This window comes from Pseudarthrobacter sulfonivorans (assembly GCF_001484605.1).
In the GTDB taxonomy this organism is placed as follows: Bacteria; Actinomycetota; Actinomycetes; order Actinomycetales; family Micrococcaceae; genus Arthrobacter; species Arthrobacter sulfonivorans_A.
Window position 1 is genome coordinate 1,311,981 of the sequence record NZ_CP013747.1, and the last position, 14,830, is coordinate 1,326,810.

Here is a 14,830-nt window from a genome sequence, read left to right on the forward strand (position 1 = left end):
TGCCCGGATCCGGTCCTGTCCGAACACCTTCAGCTGGATCGTGACCTCGCAATGCGGGAAAGCTGCCGCAGCTCGTGGCTATTTGCCGAGGCCAGCCTTACGGAGTGCCTCGGCCATAGCGGTGTTTGCCGGTGCCGGATTCGAGGCCGGCGGCCGGCGGCCAGAAGACTTCGGAGCAGGCTTCGAAGTCGATGCGTTCTTGTCCTCCGAGCTGGGCGCCCCGGATCCAGGCTGCCCACTCGAGTCTCGCCGCGCATCTGCCGGACGGCCCCCTGCAGGGCGTCCCCCAGCTGTACGACCGCTTTCCGGACGGCGTCCTTCCGAACGCCCAGCCGCCGAACGAGTACCCTCCGAACGCTGACCTTCCGAACGCCCGCCTGTCGCCCGCCCACCGGAAGGCGACGGTTCGTCGTCGAGCCTCAGTGTGAGCGAAATCCGCTTCCGCTCCGGATCGGCTTCCAGCACCTTCACGCGCACAACCTGCCCGGACTTCACCACCTCGCGGGGATCGGAGACAAAGCGGTTGGCCAGCGCAGACACGTGAACCAGTCCGTCCTGGTGCACTCCAACGTCCACAAATGCGCCGAACGCGGCCACATTGGTGACGGTCCCCTCGAGCACCATGCCGGGCTTGAGGTCGGAGATCTTCTCGATGCCTTCGGAGAAGGTTGCCGCGGCAAAAGCGGGTCGGGGATCGCGTCCTGGTTTGTCCAGTTCCGCCAGGATGTCCTGGACCGTGGGCAAACCAAAGGTGCCGTCGACGAAAGCGCGCGGATCAAGTGAGGACGCCGGCGCCGAGCCCGCGGCCACCAGGATTTTCCGGGCAATCGGATACGCCTCGGGGTGCACGCTCGAGGCGTCCAGCGGCTCTGCTCCGCCGGTGATCCGCAGGAAGCCGGCGCACTGCTCAAACGCCTTCGCACCCAGGCGGGGCACCTTCTTGAGCTCGCTGCGCTTGGCAAACGGCCCGTGTTCGTTCCGGTACGCCACAATGTTCTCGCTCAGTAAAGGCCCGACGCCGGCCACCCGGCTCAGCAGCGCGGGCGACGCAGTGTTCACGTCAACGCCCACCGCGTTCACGCAGTCCTCGACCACCGCGTCCAGGCTGCGGTCCAGCTTCGACGCCGTGACGTCGTGCTGGTACTGCCCCACGCCGATGGACTTGGGATCGATCTTCACCAATTCCGCCAGCGGGTCCTGCAGCCGCCGCGCAATGGAAACGGCTCCACGCAGGGACACATCCATGCCCGGCAGCTCCGCCGAGGCCAGCGCCGACGCGGAATACACCGACGCCCCGGCCTCGGAAACCACCAGTTTCTGCGGTTTCTTCTCCGCGGCCGGCAGCAGCTTGATCAGTTCCGCGGCAAGCTTGTCCGTCTCCCGGGACGCTGTTCCGTTGCCGATGGCCACCAGCTCGACGTTGTGTTTCCTGGCGAGCCCGACCAAGGTGGCGAGGGCCTCGTCCCATTTCCGGGCCGGCGCGTGCGGGTACACGGTGTCGGTGGCAACCACCTTGCCCGTGCCGTCCACGACGGCAACTTTCACGCCTGTCCGCAGTCCCGGGTCCAGGCCAAGAGTGGCGCGGTTTCCGGCAGGTGCGGCCAGGAGCACGTCGCGCAGGTTGGCGGCGAACACGCGGACAGCCTCGTCCTCGGCGTCGGTGAACAGCCGACCCCGGAGATCGGCTGTCAGCCGGGCCAGCACCCGCGAACGCCAGGCAAGCTGAGCGGTCTGGATCAGCCACGCGTCGGCGGGACGGCCGCGGTCGGCGACCCCGAGACACCTGGCCACAGCGGATTCGTAACGGGCACGAGCGGCGGCCAAGGCGTCGTCGTCGTTCGGATCCGCCTCGGCGAGATCCAGCTCCAGGACACCGTCCTTCTCACCGCGCAACAGCGCAAGCACACGGTGCGAGGGCATCCCGGTGGGCGCCTGGGCGAACTCAAAGTAATCGGCGAACTTCTGCCCGTCGGACTCCTTGCCCTTCTTCACCCGCGACACCATCCGCCCCTGCGTCCACAGCCGCTCACGCAGGGTTGCGGCGAGGTCCGGATCCTGCGCAACCCGCTCGACGAGGATCGAACGGGCGCCGGCGAGCGCCGCGACCGCGTCATCAATGGAGTGTTCGGCGTTCAGGTACTTGGCAGCCTCGCGTTCCGGATCCAGGTCGGGCCGCTTCAGCAGCACATCGGCGAGCGGCTCCAACCCGGCTTCCCGGGCGATCTGGGCCTTGGTGCGGCGCTTGGACTTGAACGGAAGGTAAATGTCCTCCAGCCGGGACTTGGTATCCGCGGCGAGGATCGCTGCCTGCAGCTCGGGGGTCAGCTGCCCCTGCGCGGCAATCGCTTCGAGGATAGTACGACGGCGGTCCTCAAGTTCGCGGAGGTAGCGCAGGCGCTCGTCGAGCTCGCGCAGCTGGGTGTCATCCAGCGTCCCGGTGGCTTCCTTGCGATACCGGGCGATGAACGGAACGGTGGACCCGCCGTCGAGCAGGTCCACTGCAGCCTTGACCTGCCAGGTCTTCACGCCAAGCTCGGCGGCGATCTGGGCGTGGATGGCGCTGTCCGGAGTTGGGGCAGACGTGGGGGCGGACGGGACGTGCGGGAGTTGGGTCACCTGAACATTTTGCCCTACGGGCCTTGTGGTCTCCAGCGGCGCCCGGCCGGGCAGCCGGCCGGGGTATTCCGCTCCGGGCCGTGAAGTGCTGTAGTTGATATGCCGTCACAGGCAATCACTTCGAGGAAGAGGGCCACCATGCGTGAACTGCTCATCGTCTTTCAGGAAGGATTCGACGAGGCCAACATCACCGTCATGGTCAACGGCAAGGAGGTCCGCCGCGATATGGGCGTGTCCACCAACCCGCTGCTGGGAGAAGCCTACGAAACGTCCGTGGAGCTGCCCGCGAAAGGGGCGCAGGTGGGAGTGGAAGTCACCAACCGCGGCCTGAAAGCCATTACCAAAGTCAGCGGAAAGCCCAAAAGCCTGCTCGTGTCCATCGAGGACGACAAGCTGGTGATGCGCGAAGGAACGGGCCGGGAAGCATACCTTTAGCTATTTCCCTAGCAATAATCCATTCACTGGAGTATTCTGGTCTAACCGCTCAGCTCCTCGGAACCTGGGCGGCCCAACTTTGAAGATGAGCCAAAAAAGCCGTCGGATGGCTAATTGGCACGCGCTGCCGGGACAGCACACCGAGCAGCCAACGACGGCGGCACCCAAGCCGGGGTGCCGCCGTCGTCGTTAATCTCTGGCCAGGGCCAGCATGGACCGCTAAGCCGAATACGCGGGGTAATCCGTGTAGCCTACGGAGCCGTCCGCATAAAAGGTAGACGGGTCCGGTTCGTTCAGTGGAAGGCTTTCCTTCCAGCGACGCGCGAGATCCGGGTTGGCAATGGCGGGACGCCCCACCACCACAGCGTCTGCATGGCCGTCGGCCACCAAGGCGGTTGCTTCTTCCCGTGTGGTCATGGTGCCGAAGCCGGAGTTGACCAGGAACGTGCCGTTGAAGCGCGCCCGGAGATCCTGGACCAGCTCACTCGTGGGCTCGTGGTGCAGGATGCTGACGTAGGCGAGGTTGAGCGGCGCAATGCTGTCCACCAGCACCTCGTAGGTGGCGCGGACATCGGCCGCATCCGTTTCGGCGATGCCCTGGACGCTATGCTCCGGCGAGATGCGGATGCCCACGCGGCTCGAACCCACCGCGGCCACCGCGGCGTTGACCGTTTCGATCACAAAGCGGGCCCGGTTCTCCGGCGAGCCGCCGTAGCTGTCGTCGCGGACATTGGAGTTCGGGGCAAGGAATTCGTGGAGAAGGTAGCCGTTGGCCGAGTGTAGCTCCACGCCGTCGAATCCCGCTTCAATGGCGTTGATCGAGCCGGTGACGATTTCCTGCATGACGACGGGCAGTTCGCCGATGGTCAGCGCGTGCGGGACGGGATACGGCTGCTTGCCGGACGGGGTGCGGACCTCGCCCTCGATGGCGACGGCGCTCGGACCAACGATGGTATGGCCGCCGGTGATGTCCGCATGGGAAACCCGTCCGCCGTGCATGATCTGGGCGAAGATCCGGCCGCCTTCAGCGTGCACCGCGTCGGTGACCTTCTTCCAGGCGGCAATCTGCTCCGCGGTGACGAGACCGGGCTGACCCGGGTAGGAGCGTCCAGCGGGGCTCGGATAGATGCCTTCGCTGACGATAAGTCCCAGGGACGCGCGCTGCCGGTAGTGCTCCACAACCAAGGGACCCGGAACACCGTCCTCGCCTGAGCGGAGACGGGTCAGGGGCGCCATTACCAGGCGGTTGGGCAGTTCAAGCTCGCCAAGAGTCAAGGGGGAAAACAGCATGCGCAGTTCCTTTCGAGGTGAATTGGTACTGCTGTGCCCAACTGCGCGGCGCGTGCAAGTATTCCGATGGAGGCGGGGATCACTCTTTGCGGGGGTGGCTCGGCTGGTTCCAGGCGTTGCCTGCCGTCATATGCGCGTCGCCTGATACTTCCTACCGAGACGATGCCACGCCGGGGCAACCTTGTCCCTGCGGGTTCTGGTTGCAGTCGTCGGCGTAGTTCCGGGTGATGGACCGCCAGACGCTGATGGTCTGCGGTGGTGCGCTGAACTGGCCTTGGCCCGGTATAGGCAGCGGCGGTCCGTTGTTCACGGAATACGTGCCTTGGAAGGACGTAGTGAGGACAACCTGGAAATCGCCTGTGTTTGCGTAGACGTGACTCGTTCGGGTCTTCTCACCCCAGCGATCCTGCGGCAGCGGCCCGCCCATGGAAGGTTGTGGGCCGAAGACAGTTCCGTCGCCGTAATTCCAGGTGTACTGAACCGGCGTCGCGACAACATGCACCTGCTGCCCCAGCATCGTCACGTCAAACTGTTGCTCGGACGCGTCTGCGTAGAAGTTTGTCTCAGCACCACGAAGCGTGTTGGGGCTGGGCTGGGCGACCACGGCTCCGGCGTTGATCGGAAGGCTCTCGAACTGCTGTTGGATCTGGGCGGCAATTTGCGGCAGGAGGTCCTCGGGCCGAGCATCGTAGAGACAAGTTGGCCCCGAATGAATTGCCCAGACGGCTCCAGGAACGCCTCTCGGCATGGAATACCAGATGACCGGGATCCCGTCTTCGCCGTCCGGCCCGTTCGTGCACTCAACCTGATCACGTAAGCACACAGAATCGAAGTCGCCCCCGCCAAGGTGGCACTGGAGTTCGTACTTGTAGTTGTTGGGATCCAAAATTGGGGCCCCGGGTGCTTGCTGAACAAAGTCGTTGGCCTCGGCGTCCCACACATAACCTCCGACTCCGGCTGAGTCCGGTGTCCAAGCGCCATCAAATTCTGGATCGTCACTACCGGCACCAGGAGCCGGTGATAGAAAGAGCGTAACGAGCAGCCCCGCGGCAAGTAACATCCCGCGATATCGAAGCGGTCGACGGGTAGACACTGTTATCCAACGATGCTTCCGACTTCGTCCAGCCGCCACGAATCGGAGCTGTACGAAATAATCAGCAAGTTGCCTTGATCCGCACCTTGTGGGTCCGTATGCGCAACCGTCCCATCTGCGCGGACGTATGACAATGGAATCTGATGCACTTGGACGGATACCTTGTATTTCCCAGCTTCATCTCGTGAGAACGTTGTATTTACCGCGGGGGTGCTGATCTGCCCTCCGACCAGCCACCTGCCTTCGGAATGCCAAGCTCTTATCGCCTCCGCAGACTTTTGGCATGGCGCGCATGTTTGAGGTGTCAGGCTTTCATGAAGTGAAAGCTCCCCCGTCTCATAGGAATAGCTAAGGACCTCGAACCAGTAGCGGGCGAACGCGATGGCTCCCTCCTTCGTCTCCGTCTTCGCGACCTCCGGAAGCACCGGCACCGGGACGTTCTGAGCACGGCCGCTAGCCGAAGCGGGCACGTAGGCGGGAGTCGGCGTCGGGGTTGGCGTTGCGCTTGGGCTTGCCGTCGAAGTCGGAGACGCGGACGAGGTGCCCCCAGGATCGCCACCCGAGTTGCAGCCGGTCAAAAGCAAAACAGACGCGGCAACAGCAGCAACAAGGCGCATGCGCATACGCCTGGACATGGAAGTGATGTGCGATGTCATGGGCAGCTAATCCCCCGATAGTTTCAAGACGCCTCGCTCCGAACAATGACCTTAAGGGTAGCCCAGGGCACATTTGAGCGATGAAAGTTATCCACAGCCACCCGCCCTCGGTTCTACCACCGCGAAGGACCAATAAAAAGTCACACGGACAATCGCCCTCCCAGCCCCTTGCGAACCGGATTCCCACGCGCAACCCCTAGAATTCTTCTACCGAACGTAGAAGAATAGGCTGCATGATGTTTACGCACGCAGATGGCAACCCCGTTCTGGAACTCGACGACGAGCAGTCCTGGAAACTCCTGGAAGCTACCCGCCACGGCCGGCTGGTGGTTTCCGTTGCCGGCGAACCGGATATATTCCCCGTCAACTACCTCACCTCGGACCGGAAAATCTACCTCCGCACCGCACCGGGCAACAAGCTGGCGCAGCTCACCATCAACTCCAGGGTGCTGCTTGAAACGGACGGCATCCTCTCGGACGAAGCCTGGTCCGTGGTGCTGCGGGGAACGGCGCGCGTCCTGACCAACTCAGCCGAGCTCGCCGTCGTCGAAGGGCTCGGCCTGAAATCTTGGGTGCCGACGCTGAAGGATTTCTACGTGGAGATCGTGCCCACGTCCGTCAGCGGCCGCCATTTCGAGCTGGGCGACCAGCCGGAGCACGAAATCTAGGAGCCCGTAGGCTGGAATCATGGCGGATAGGCTCACTCCCGAGCAGCGCAGCTGGAACATGTCCCGCATCAGGGGCAAGAACACCAAGCCGGAACTGCTGGTGCGCCGCCTCCTCCATGCCAAAGGCTACCGCTACCGCTTGCACGGCACCGCCGGCAAAAGCCGCCTGCCCGGCCGCCCGGACCTGGTATTCGCCGGCCGGCGAAAGGTCATCTTCATCAACGGCTGCTTCTGGCACTTCCACGACTGCCGGGTAGGCCAGCACGCGCCCAAGGCGAATGCCGCCTTTTGGGAGGCCAAGCGCACTCGCACCAAAGACCGCGACGCCGACCAGCGCCAACAGTTAATGGCCGCCGGCTGGAAGGTGCTCACCGTGTGGGAGTGCGAGTTGAAGGACGGCTCCGCCCTCGAAGCCCACCTGGTGGAGTTCCTCGGCGCCAGCAAATAGCCCGGCAAGCCGGCGGCAGGCAAGAAACGCCAGCCGGAACTTGAGTCAAACTTGAGCCTTTGCCGCCTCCCGAATTGATCGGCGCCCGCAAAGATGAACTCCTATGAAGAACCCGCAGTCTCCTCAGGAATCCCGCAGTCCTTTTCCCGAACGGCTGCATCCCCAAGTAACAGATTTACTCTGAAAGTGGACACAAAACCAAGTCATATCCCGCTATGGGGGCGGCAGGCGCGAGCGGAAGGGACGGAAATGGCACCACCCGATGACGCAGGGCGCCCCTTAGTAGATCCCTCCGTACTTGACCGGCTGCGGGTCGAACTCGACGAGGACGAGGGCTATTGCAGCGTCTTCGTCGGGAACTTCATCGACTGCCTGCCGTTCCGGATCGGCAAGCTGCGGCTGGCCTTGACCACCGGCGACCTGGATGGGGCCGTGGACGCGATCCTTAGCCTCAAGACATCGAGCCAGATGGTGGGCGCGGAACGGCTGGCGGGCCTGGCCATGGACCTTGAACGTTCAATCCGGGAAGAGTCACCGAGTGCGGAACCTTCCGTTGCACTGCCGCAGCTTGCCGTCAACTACCTCCGGCCGATCAACCAGTGCAGCCGCCAGACCCTGCACAGGCTCCAGGCTCAGCGCCCGCCAGGCGCCAACCGGTAGCCCACGCCGCGGACCGTCTGCAGCCAGCGCGGTTGCTGCGGTGAATCACCGAGTTTCTTCCGGAGGTTGCCCATGTGCACCTCCACGGAACGTTCGTCCGCCTCGCTGATGTAACTTCCGACGTCGTAATCCTCGTCCCGGAGCCGACGCACCAAATCCGATTTGGTCCGGACAGTCCGTCCCGCCTCGAGCAGGGCATACAGGAGTTCGAACTCGGTCCGGGTCAGGTTGAGCTCCTGGCCGTCCACGCTGACCGACCGTGAGGCGTAACTCAGCTCCAGTCCGTTGTGGCTGTAATGACCGTTTCCGCTGTCACTAACGGCGTCCGCCGGGCGATCAGAAACGGGAGCGCTCTCCCCCGCGTCCGGAACCGACCGCGGCCGGCGCATCATCGCCGCTATCCGCGCGCGGAGTTCGCGGGGGCGGAAGGGCTTGGTGAGGTAGTCGTCTGCACCGGACTCGAGACCAATCAAAGTATCCAGTTCTTCAGCCCGTGCCGTGAGCATCACGATGTAAGCATCTGAAAACTCGCGGATCTGGCGGGAGACCTCGAACCCGTCGATATCCGGCAGCCCCAAATCAAGCGTTATAACGTCGGGATTCAAGATTCTCGCAGCCTTAACCCCTTCGGATCCGCTGCCCGCGACAGTGACGGCAAACCCCGCCTGAGTCAGAACCGTGCGTACCAACTCGCGGATATCCTGATCATCCTCGATGACCAGACCCACTCGCGCTTCACTCATACCAGCCCCCTCCGCCAGCTTGACAACGTGAGAAGTATAGCCCGCTGCCGATATCCTGCTGGTATGCATTCCCCTATACTCCCACTTCCGGCCGCCGTTCATGAGTGAACCCGTAACGGGGGCCACGGGTCGCTTCAAGTTTTTCCGGCGGCCCTTCCATGAATACCGGCTGACGGACAGGGTTGTCCTCAGCCAGACGCCGCTGTTCGTCACCACCATCCTGACGGCATTGCTGATGTGGGCGTTTTTCCCGGGGACGATGGACAACCCACTCTTCGTGGCCTTCCTCGTTTCCCAGCTGGCCATCATAGCTCTGTGTTACTTCGTGCCGTGGGATCGCGTGCCCCACACCAGCTTCCTGGTTATTCCGCTCCTGGACTTTGTCTCCATCGCCCTGGGCAGGGAGGGCGGGCAAGAGGGCCTGACCGGCATCAGCCTGCTGGCGGTTTTCCCCGTCATCTGGCTGTGCGCCTCAGGCTATTATCCGCGGGCCTCCCTGTGGTTATCGTTCTTCGGGCCCTTGGCCATCATCTGGGTTCCGCTGCTGATTCGCGGGGATGTATCGGGCCCCAGCTTGGCCAAATCCCTACTCGTCCCCGTCATGATGCTGGGAATCGGAGTATCTGTCACCATGCTGACGCTCAGCCTGAGACGTCAGCAGCGGGTTCTGGAACAGAAGGACAAGCAACTCCAAGCCAGCCTGCTCAGCACAAGGCAGCAGGAAGCCTTGCTCAACTCCGTTCTTGAAACTGTGCACCTGGGCGTCCTCGCCGTCGATGCCGACGGACACGACATCCTGATGAACCGTAAGCAGCGCGCCAACCACGAACTGGCCCGCCCGAAGGACATCGACGATCCGAACGAGTCCCAGCTGCTGGTCTTCGCCGCAGACCGTACCACCCCGGTCCCGGTGGCGGAGCGCCCCGTGCGGAGGGCTGTCCTCGGCGAAACATTCACCGACTACCTAGTCTGGCTGGGCGAAGGCAAGAAGCAGCGGGCCATCACCACCAGCGCCCGGGCCATGAAGGACCCGGACGGGACGTTCGCCGGCTCGGTGATCGTGTTCAGTGATGTGACAGACCTGGTGGACGCCCTGGCCGCCAAGGATGATTTCGTCTCCAGCGTGTCCCACGAATTCAGGACTCCCCTGACCTCCATCCTGGGCTACGTGGAACTCCTCCTGGAGGACGATCCCGGCAACGATCAACTGGAACCGTTGAACATCATCAGGCGCAATTCAGAACGGCTCCTCACCTTGGTGTCCGACCTCCTCGCCACCAGGAACGGGCAACTGATCGTGACCCCCCACGCCGTGGACGTCGCTGAACTTGTGCGGGCCAGCGTGTCCGCCGCGATGCCCCGGGCTGACGCCTCCCGCGTGGCGCTGAAAGCCGTGATACCAGCAAGGCTGGAGGCCCATGTGGACGGCCCCCGCATCTCCCAGGTGCTGGACAATCTGGTCTCCAACGCGATCAAATACTCGCCCGACGGCGGCAACGTCCTGGTGTCGTTGGAGCACGACGGCGGCCACGTCGCCTGCCGCGTCAGCGATACCGGCATGGGCATGAGCGCCGACGACCAGGCCCACGTGTTCGCCAAGTTCTTCCGGACCAGCAACGTCCGCCGGACATCTATTCCCGGCGTGGGCCTGGGCCTGCCCATCAGCAAGGCAATCGTGGAGGCCCACGGCGGAACCATCCAGGTGGAAAGCAAACTGGGCCAGGGCACCACCTTCACGTTCCGGGTGCCGGTTTAGCCTCCCGCGCGGGCAGTCCGGACCACTTCGCCCCAGGACTGCCGCGCCAGGTCCGCCACAGCTGCCAGGATGTCCGACGGCGGCAGCGACAGATCCAGCGGAAACTCAACAATGTCGATGTCAGTGTTAAGGATCCGCCGCAGTTTCATCTCGCCCGCCCCTGCATACACGAGCCAGGCGGTGGGCACACCCAGGGCGGTGCAGTGGGCAAGCATTTGGTAGTGGTCGGCGGTCAGGGACGCGCCAAGGTCAGCGGCGGCCTTGTACTTCGCGTTGTAGGCCACCACGGGGCGTCCGCCCAGCAGGTGCACCGCATCCGGACGCACGGACAGCCTGTCGGAATCGTGGACAGCCTCGCTGAGGAGAGCGTTGTACTTCAGCCGCATCTCCCCCGGATACGCAGCCATCGCCTCGCGGAGCGCCGTGCCCACAAAATCCTCGAACACCTGGGCCATGTCCACCACAAACGACGCAGTCTGCTGCTTCCCCTCCCCCGCCTCCGCGGAGGCATTCCGCAGGACCAGCTCAGCGAGGCGCAGCACTGACTGGTAGCGGACGTTCATCCTGCTGGGGGTCCACGGCGGCAGGGGCGCGCCGGCTGGAAGGCGGGTGACGGCGTCGAGCTTTCCCTTCAGCTGACGCAGGCGGCTCAGCACCTCAGGCCGGACGCGTGGAACCTGTCCCATCCGCTCCAGCGCGGCCCGCAGGATCCGGTTTTCGGCGATGTCCTCAGTGAATTCGTCGTAAGACACTTCCAGCGGCACCAGCATGCCGGGGCGCCGCGAGATCTGGTCGGAAATCCGGATGCGGCCCTTGACCGTGCGGAGGGACTCGTCAACGGTGAGGTAGCCCTGCAAGACTCCTCGTCCAAGCGCGCGCTCCGCCATTTGGGCGAGGGATTCGGCCAGCGCGCTCCAGAGTTCGCGGTCCTCGGCAGCCGCCACGGAATCGGCCCGGAAGCCCTGGTTACCGGCATAGCTGAGGAGGAACAGGAGCCGGCTCAGCCCCAGCCGGTCCTTGGGGCGCACATCCAGCTGTAGCGTGGCCGTGCGGACCGACCCCACCTTGCCCGCGGGCTCGATCCGGTACAAGCCCATGCCCATCGGCGACGCCTTGGCCAGTCCGCTGGCGTTCACGAAGGCCGCGCTGGCGGCATCCAGGCGTTCCACGGTGCCTTTGGACAGCTCGTCGAGGACCAGATGGCGCGCGGCCGGTGCACGGCCGCGCTGGGCTGCTCCGCCGTGGGCCGCGCCGCCGCCCAGCGCGCCGCCGCCCAGCGCGCCGCCGCCCAGCGCGCCGCCGTGGGCCGGAGTGTGGGTTGGCTTAGCTGGTAACAAGGCGTCCCAGCAGCTGCTCCAGCCCGAACCGCTCCTCCAGCTGCGCCCGGGTCAGCTGACCGTGGTAGTGCTCCTCCAGCAGCGGCATCAGCTCGTATTTCCAGATCCGGCGAAGCCCGCCCGGCGTCTGGGCGGCCGTCTTCATGAAGTACGACGGGCCGATCATCAGGTCCCGGTCCCACTCGTCGATGGCGGCGTTCAGCGCATCGAGCAGCAGCGCCGGTGTGGTGTCCAGGTCCCGCACCTGCAGGAACCGCAGCAGCGACCCCTTCACCGGCTCCGTCTGCGGGTGCAGCTCGATGAACGCGAACCGGCGTCGGATGGCGGCATCCATCATGGCGATGGACCGGTCCGCGGTGTTCATGGTGCCGATGATGTACAGGTTGTCCGGCAGCGTAAACGGCTCGTTGGGGCTGTACTGCAGGTAGATCCGGTCATCGCGGTACTCCAGCAGGAAGTACAGCTCGCCGAACACCTTGGCCAGGTTGGCGCGGTTCATCTCGTCAATGATCAGGAAATAGGGCTTCTTTTCGTTCCCGGGCTTGGCGGCTTCCTCGGCCAGCCGGCGCAGCGGCCCCGCCACAAGCTTGAAGGACACCTGGCCCTCGTCGGTCTTGTCCGGCCGGTAGCCCTCGAAAAAGTCCTCATACGCGTACGACGGGTGGAACTGCACCAGCTTCACCCGCTCGTCCGTGCTGTCCTGGGCCAGCTCCGCCGCGAGATGCTTGGCCAGGTACGTCTTGCCCGTTCCGGGCGGCCCGTACAGGACCAGCTGGCGGTTCTCCTCCAGCAGTTCCGCGATCTCCTGCAGCGGCTCCAGGTCCATGTGCAGCGAATCCGCGAAGTCGCGGCTCAGCGGGCGGAAGCCCTCCTGCACAGGGGGCACGACGGCGGCAGGCGCGTCGGCGTCGTCGTCCTCCGGTTCCGCCTCGGCCGGCACTAGCGCCTGGAGCGCCTGCACCACCCTGGTCACGTCAACAACGATCCCCGAGGTGGCCAGCTGGCGCTGGACGTGACGGGGCAGGTCCGCGGCGGCGTGGCCGTCGTCGTCCAGCCAGCGCACTTTGCGCCGCAGGCGGCGGTTGTCGTCGTTGTGCTCGGGCTCGCCCAGCACCACGCCCAGCCGCACGGTGCCGGCGTGCTGGAACAGAACCAGGTCGCCCGGCTTCATGACCGTGAGGAAAGCAAACACCGCCGTTTTGGTGTCCTCCCGCTCGACGTAGCCGAGATGCTTGTAGTCCTCGTCCACGGCGTGCTGCACCAGCCCCGCGGTCACGCCGGGGTCCAGGTGGCGGAGATGTTCGACGTCGAGCGTCACCTTCTCCTCGTCCTGCCATGCGGTGAGGAGGTCAGCGTTGTCGCTGTGGGTACGCAGCAACCACGCGCGTCGGCCGGGGTCCCCCACTTTGCGCCATTGGCTGACCAGCTGGCGGGCGTACCAGTCGATGCGCTGGCCCGCCTGTTCATCCAGGTGCAGGCGGATGCGGTTAATGTCCGCGGTGATTTCCTCGTCGGAATCGCCCTTGGCCCCGCCCACCAGCGAGGCGAAGGCGTCGCGGATTTCCTGCCGCTCCACGTCCGCCACTACCGGCTCGAAGTAGCTGGGCCAGGCCAGGTACTCGATGCTGCGGCGGATGGCGGGCTGGTCCGCCGGGGTGCCCGCGGCGAGCTCGTGGAACTTCAGCGGGTCCTTCAGCGCCTTGGTGATGGCCGCGGGAATCTGCTGGTCCACATGCTGCACAAACCGGCAGAGCCACTTCAGGTGGTCCCAGATGGTCCAGTTGAATTCGGCGGTGCGGTCCCTGATCACGCCGTGGTCCGTCATGCCCTTGTAGAGTTCCTCGGGCAGCTCCAGCGGCGGCTCCAGCGCTGTCTCCAACCAGGACGCGGCCTCCGCCACCCGGGCGCGCTTGACCTTCAGCGACTTGACCTCGTGCGCCAGGGGCAGTGACTGCAGGAAGAGCAGCTCCACGGCCAGCTGCTTGGCCTCCCGGGAGGCGTCCTCGAGGTTCTGCCGGAGGTTGGTCATCATGGGCGCCTTGGCGTCCGCGGCTCCCCGGTCCAGGCGCTCCAGCAGCTCTGCCGCGGCCTCCGCTGTCCAGGTCAGGGTCTTCCCGTCCAGGGCCGACGGCTTGCCCTGCAGGCCCGGTCCCAGCACAAACCAGGCCGCGTCCTCGATCTCCTTTGAGACACCGAGGGCGCGGTGCATGGCAGTCTTGGGATTTGGGGTCATGGGTTCAAATTTACAGGCTCAAACTGGATGCCTGCTCCGAAGACCCTGACGGTGTGCAGATCCGAGGCCTGCTACTCAACTGCCCCGAGTCCGGCTCCGGGCCGCTTGCGCCCCAGAATGAAGTAGCCCATCGGCCCGATGAAATTGATCAGGGCGGCCACTCGCCAGGCCGCCTTTGGCCCGTTGATTTGCGCCGCCGGACGCTTGGAGATGTCACGCTGGGCGGCCAGCATCAGCGCCACCTGCCCTATCCCGATGACCACGAATCCCGCCCGTGCCGCCGGTGACATCTCTTTCCAGGTCTTTTTGTTTTTCTTGGCCATGGTCAACGCTCCTTAGTGGGTATTTCCAGTTTCCGGTGTGCGCCGTGCCTGCGCAACGGGTGTGCACGCACGGCGCCGTACGGTTCAAAACGTGAACGGTTCATAACGTGAACGGCTCAAACGGTGAACGGCTCAAACGGTGAACGGCGCCAGCCGCTCCTTCTGCTCCGGCGTCAGGCGCAGGACGCGGCCGGAAGCCTCATCCACAAAGGCCAGATGGCTGCTGGCCCGGACGCACTCCTCCCGCGTGACCGGGTCCTGCACCACGTAGTGGATGTCGAAACTGGCGCCCTTCACCGCGCCGATCCACACCTGGACCATTGCCGGGACATTGCGGTATTCCAACGTCCTGACGTAGCGGATCTTGTGGTCCACCACGAGCGCCAGAGTTCCCTCCGGAACGTCATTGAAGAGCGACACTTCCGGTTCGATGCCGGGCAGGCCGGCACCCCGCGGAGGCCCGAACGCTGCGATACGGGCCTCCTCGAGCATCCTGACAATCTGGACGTTGTTGATGTGCCCATAGGCGTCCATGTCGCCCCAGCGCATCGGGACCAGGACCTTGATGCGCC

The 14,830-nt window shown here is 64.6% G+C and carries 14 protein-coding genes; 5 read left to right on the forward strand and 9 right to left on the reverse strand.

What is annotated here, in order from left to right; genetic code table 11:
• Nucleotides 1–78: 78 nt before the first annotated feature.
• Nucleotides 79–2,616, reverse strand: coding sequence for a Tex family protein (locus AU252_RS05770; RefSeq protein WP_058929903.1), 2,538 nt, complete (start codon nt 2,614–2,616; stop codon nt 79–81).
• A gap of 138 nt (nt 2,617–2,754) precedes the next feature.
• On the opposite strand from AU252_RS05770, the gene AU252_RS05775 reads away from it, so the two are divergent.
• A complete protein-coding gene (locus AU252_RS05775) occupies nt 2,755–3,051 on the forward strand; it encodes a hypothetical protein (protein WP_056346782.1) in 297 nt (98 codons plus the stop codon).
• Nucleotides 3,052–3,270: 219 nt separating this feature from the next.
• Here the strand turns inward: AU252_RS05775 and AU252_RS05780 are convergent, their stop codons facing one another.
• From AU252_RS05780 to AU252_RS24980, 3 genes are all read right to left on the reverse strand, one after another.
• Nucleotides 3,271–4,341 (reverse strand): alkene reductase, encoded by a 1,071-nt coding sequence (locus AU252_RS05780; protein ID WP_058929904.1) that lies wholly within the window; start codon nt 4,339–4,341, stop codon nt 3,271–3,273.
• A gap of 151 nt (nt 4,342–4,492) precedes the next feature.
• Nucleotides 4,493–5,281: a PKD domain-containing protein gene (locus AU252_RS24470; RefSeq protein WP_240484333.1), complete on the reverse strand. Its 789-nt coding sequence runs from the start codon at nt 5,279–5,281 to the stop codon at nt 4,493–4,495.
• A gap of 155 nt (nt 5,282–5,436) precedes the next feature.
• Nucleotides 5,437–6,090: a DUF6318 family protein gene (locus AU252_RS24980; RefSeq protein ID WP_430929469.1), complete on the reverse strand. Its 654-nt coding sequence runs from the start codon at nt 6,088–6,090 to the stop codon at nt 5,437–5,439.
• A gap of 233 nt (nt 6,091–6,323) precedes the next feature.
• Here AU252_RS24980 and AU252_RS05790 point away from each other — a divergent pair, with 233 nt between their 5' ends.
• From AU252_RS05790 to AU252_RS05800, 3 genes are all read left to right on the forward strand, one after another.
• Nucleotides 6,324–6,758 carry a pyridoxamine 5'-phosphate oxidase family protein gene (locus AU252_RS05790; protein ID WP_058929905.1) on the forward strand — a complete coding sequence of 145 codons (435 nt, stop codon included), beginning with the start codon at nt 6,324–6,326 and terminating at the stop codon, nt 6,756–6,758.
• Nucleotides 6,759–6,777: 19 nt separating this feature from the next.
• Nucleotides 6,778–7,206 (forward strand): very short patch repair endonuclease, encoded by a 429-nt coding sequence (locus tag AU252_RS05795; RefSeq protein ID WP_058929906.1) that lies wholly within the window; start codon nt 6,778–6,780, stop codon nt 7,204–7,206.
• Nucleotides 7,207–7,455: 249 nt separating this feature from the next.
• Nucleotides 7,456–7,866, forward strand: a complete 411-nt coding sequence (locus AU252_RS05800) for an Hpt domain-containing protein (protein WP_058929907.1) — start codon at nt 7,456–7,458, stop codon at nt 7,864–7,866.
• Here AU252_RS05800 and AU252_RS05805 read toward each other — a convergent pair.
• Entirely contained in the window at nt 7,839–8,609 is a 771-nt protein-coding gene (locus AU252_RS05805) for a response regulator transcription factor (RefSeq protein ID WP_205630640.1), read from the reverse strand. The two genes, AU252_RS05800 and AU252_RS05805, sit on opposite strands and share 28 nt — an antisense overlap.
• 100 nt (nt 8,610–8,709) lie before the next feature.
• Here AU252_RS05805 and AU252_RS05810 point away from each other — a divergent pair, with 100 nt between their 5' ends.
• Nucleotides 8,710–10,365: a sensor histidine kinase gene (locus tag AU252_RS05810; protein WP_058929908.1), complete on the forward strand. Its 1,656-nt coding sequence runs from the start codon at nt 8,710–8,712 to the stop codon at nt 10,363–10,365.
• On the opposite strand, the gene AU252_RS05815 is transcribed toward AU252_RS05810, so the two are convergent.
• From AU252_RS05815 to AU252_RS05830, 4 genes are all read right to left on the reverse strand, one after another.
• On the reverse strand, nt 10,362–11,564 hold the full coding sequence (locus AU252_RS05815; RefSeq protein ID WP_058932777.1) for a 5-methylcytosine restriction system specificity protein McrC: 1,203 nt from the start codon (nt 11,562–11,564) through the stop codon (nt 10,362–10,364). The genes AU252_RS05810 and AU252_RS05815 overlap by 4 nt on opposite strands.
• A 124-nt stretch (nt 11,565–11,688) precedes the next feature.
• Nucleotides 11,689–13,935, reverse strand: coding sequence for an McrB family protein (locus AU252_RS05820; protein WP_058929909.1), 2,247 nt, complete (start codon nt 13,933–13,935; stop codon nt 11,689–11,691).
• 71 nt (nt 13,936–14,006) lie between these two features.
• Nucleotides 14,007–14,258, reverse strand: coding sequence for a PLDc N-terminal domain-containing protein (locus AU252_RS05825; RefSeq protein WP_058929910.1), 252 nt, complete (start codon nt 14,256–14,258; stop codon nt 14,007–14,009).
• A 132-nt stretch (nt 14,259–14,390) separates the two neighbouring features.
• Complete coding sequence (locus AU252_RS05830; RefSeq protein ID WP_058929911.1) at nt 14,391–14,807, reverse strand: acyl-CoA thioesterase; 417 nt, start codon at nt 14,805–14,807, stop codon at nt 14,391–14,393.
• Nucleotides 14,808–14,830 lie beyond the last annotated feature (23 nt).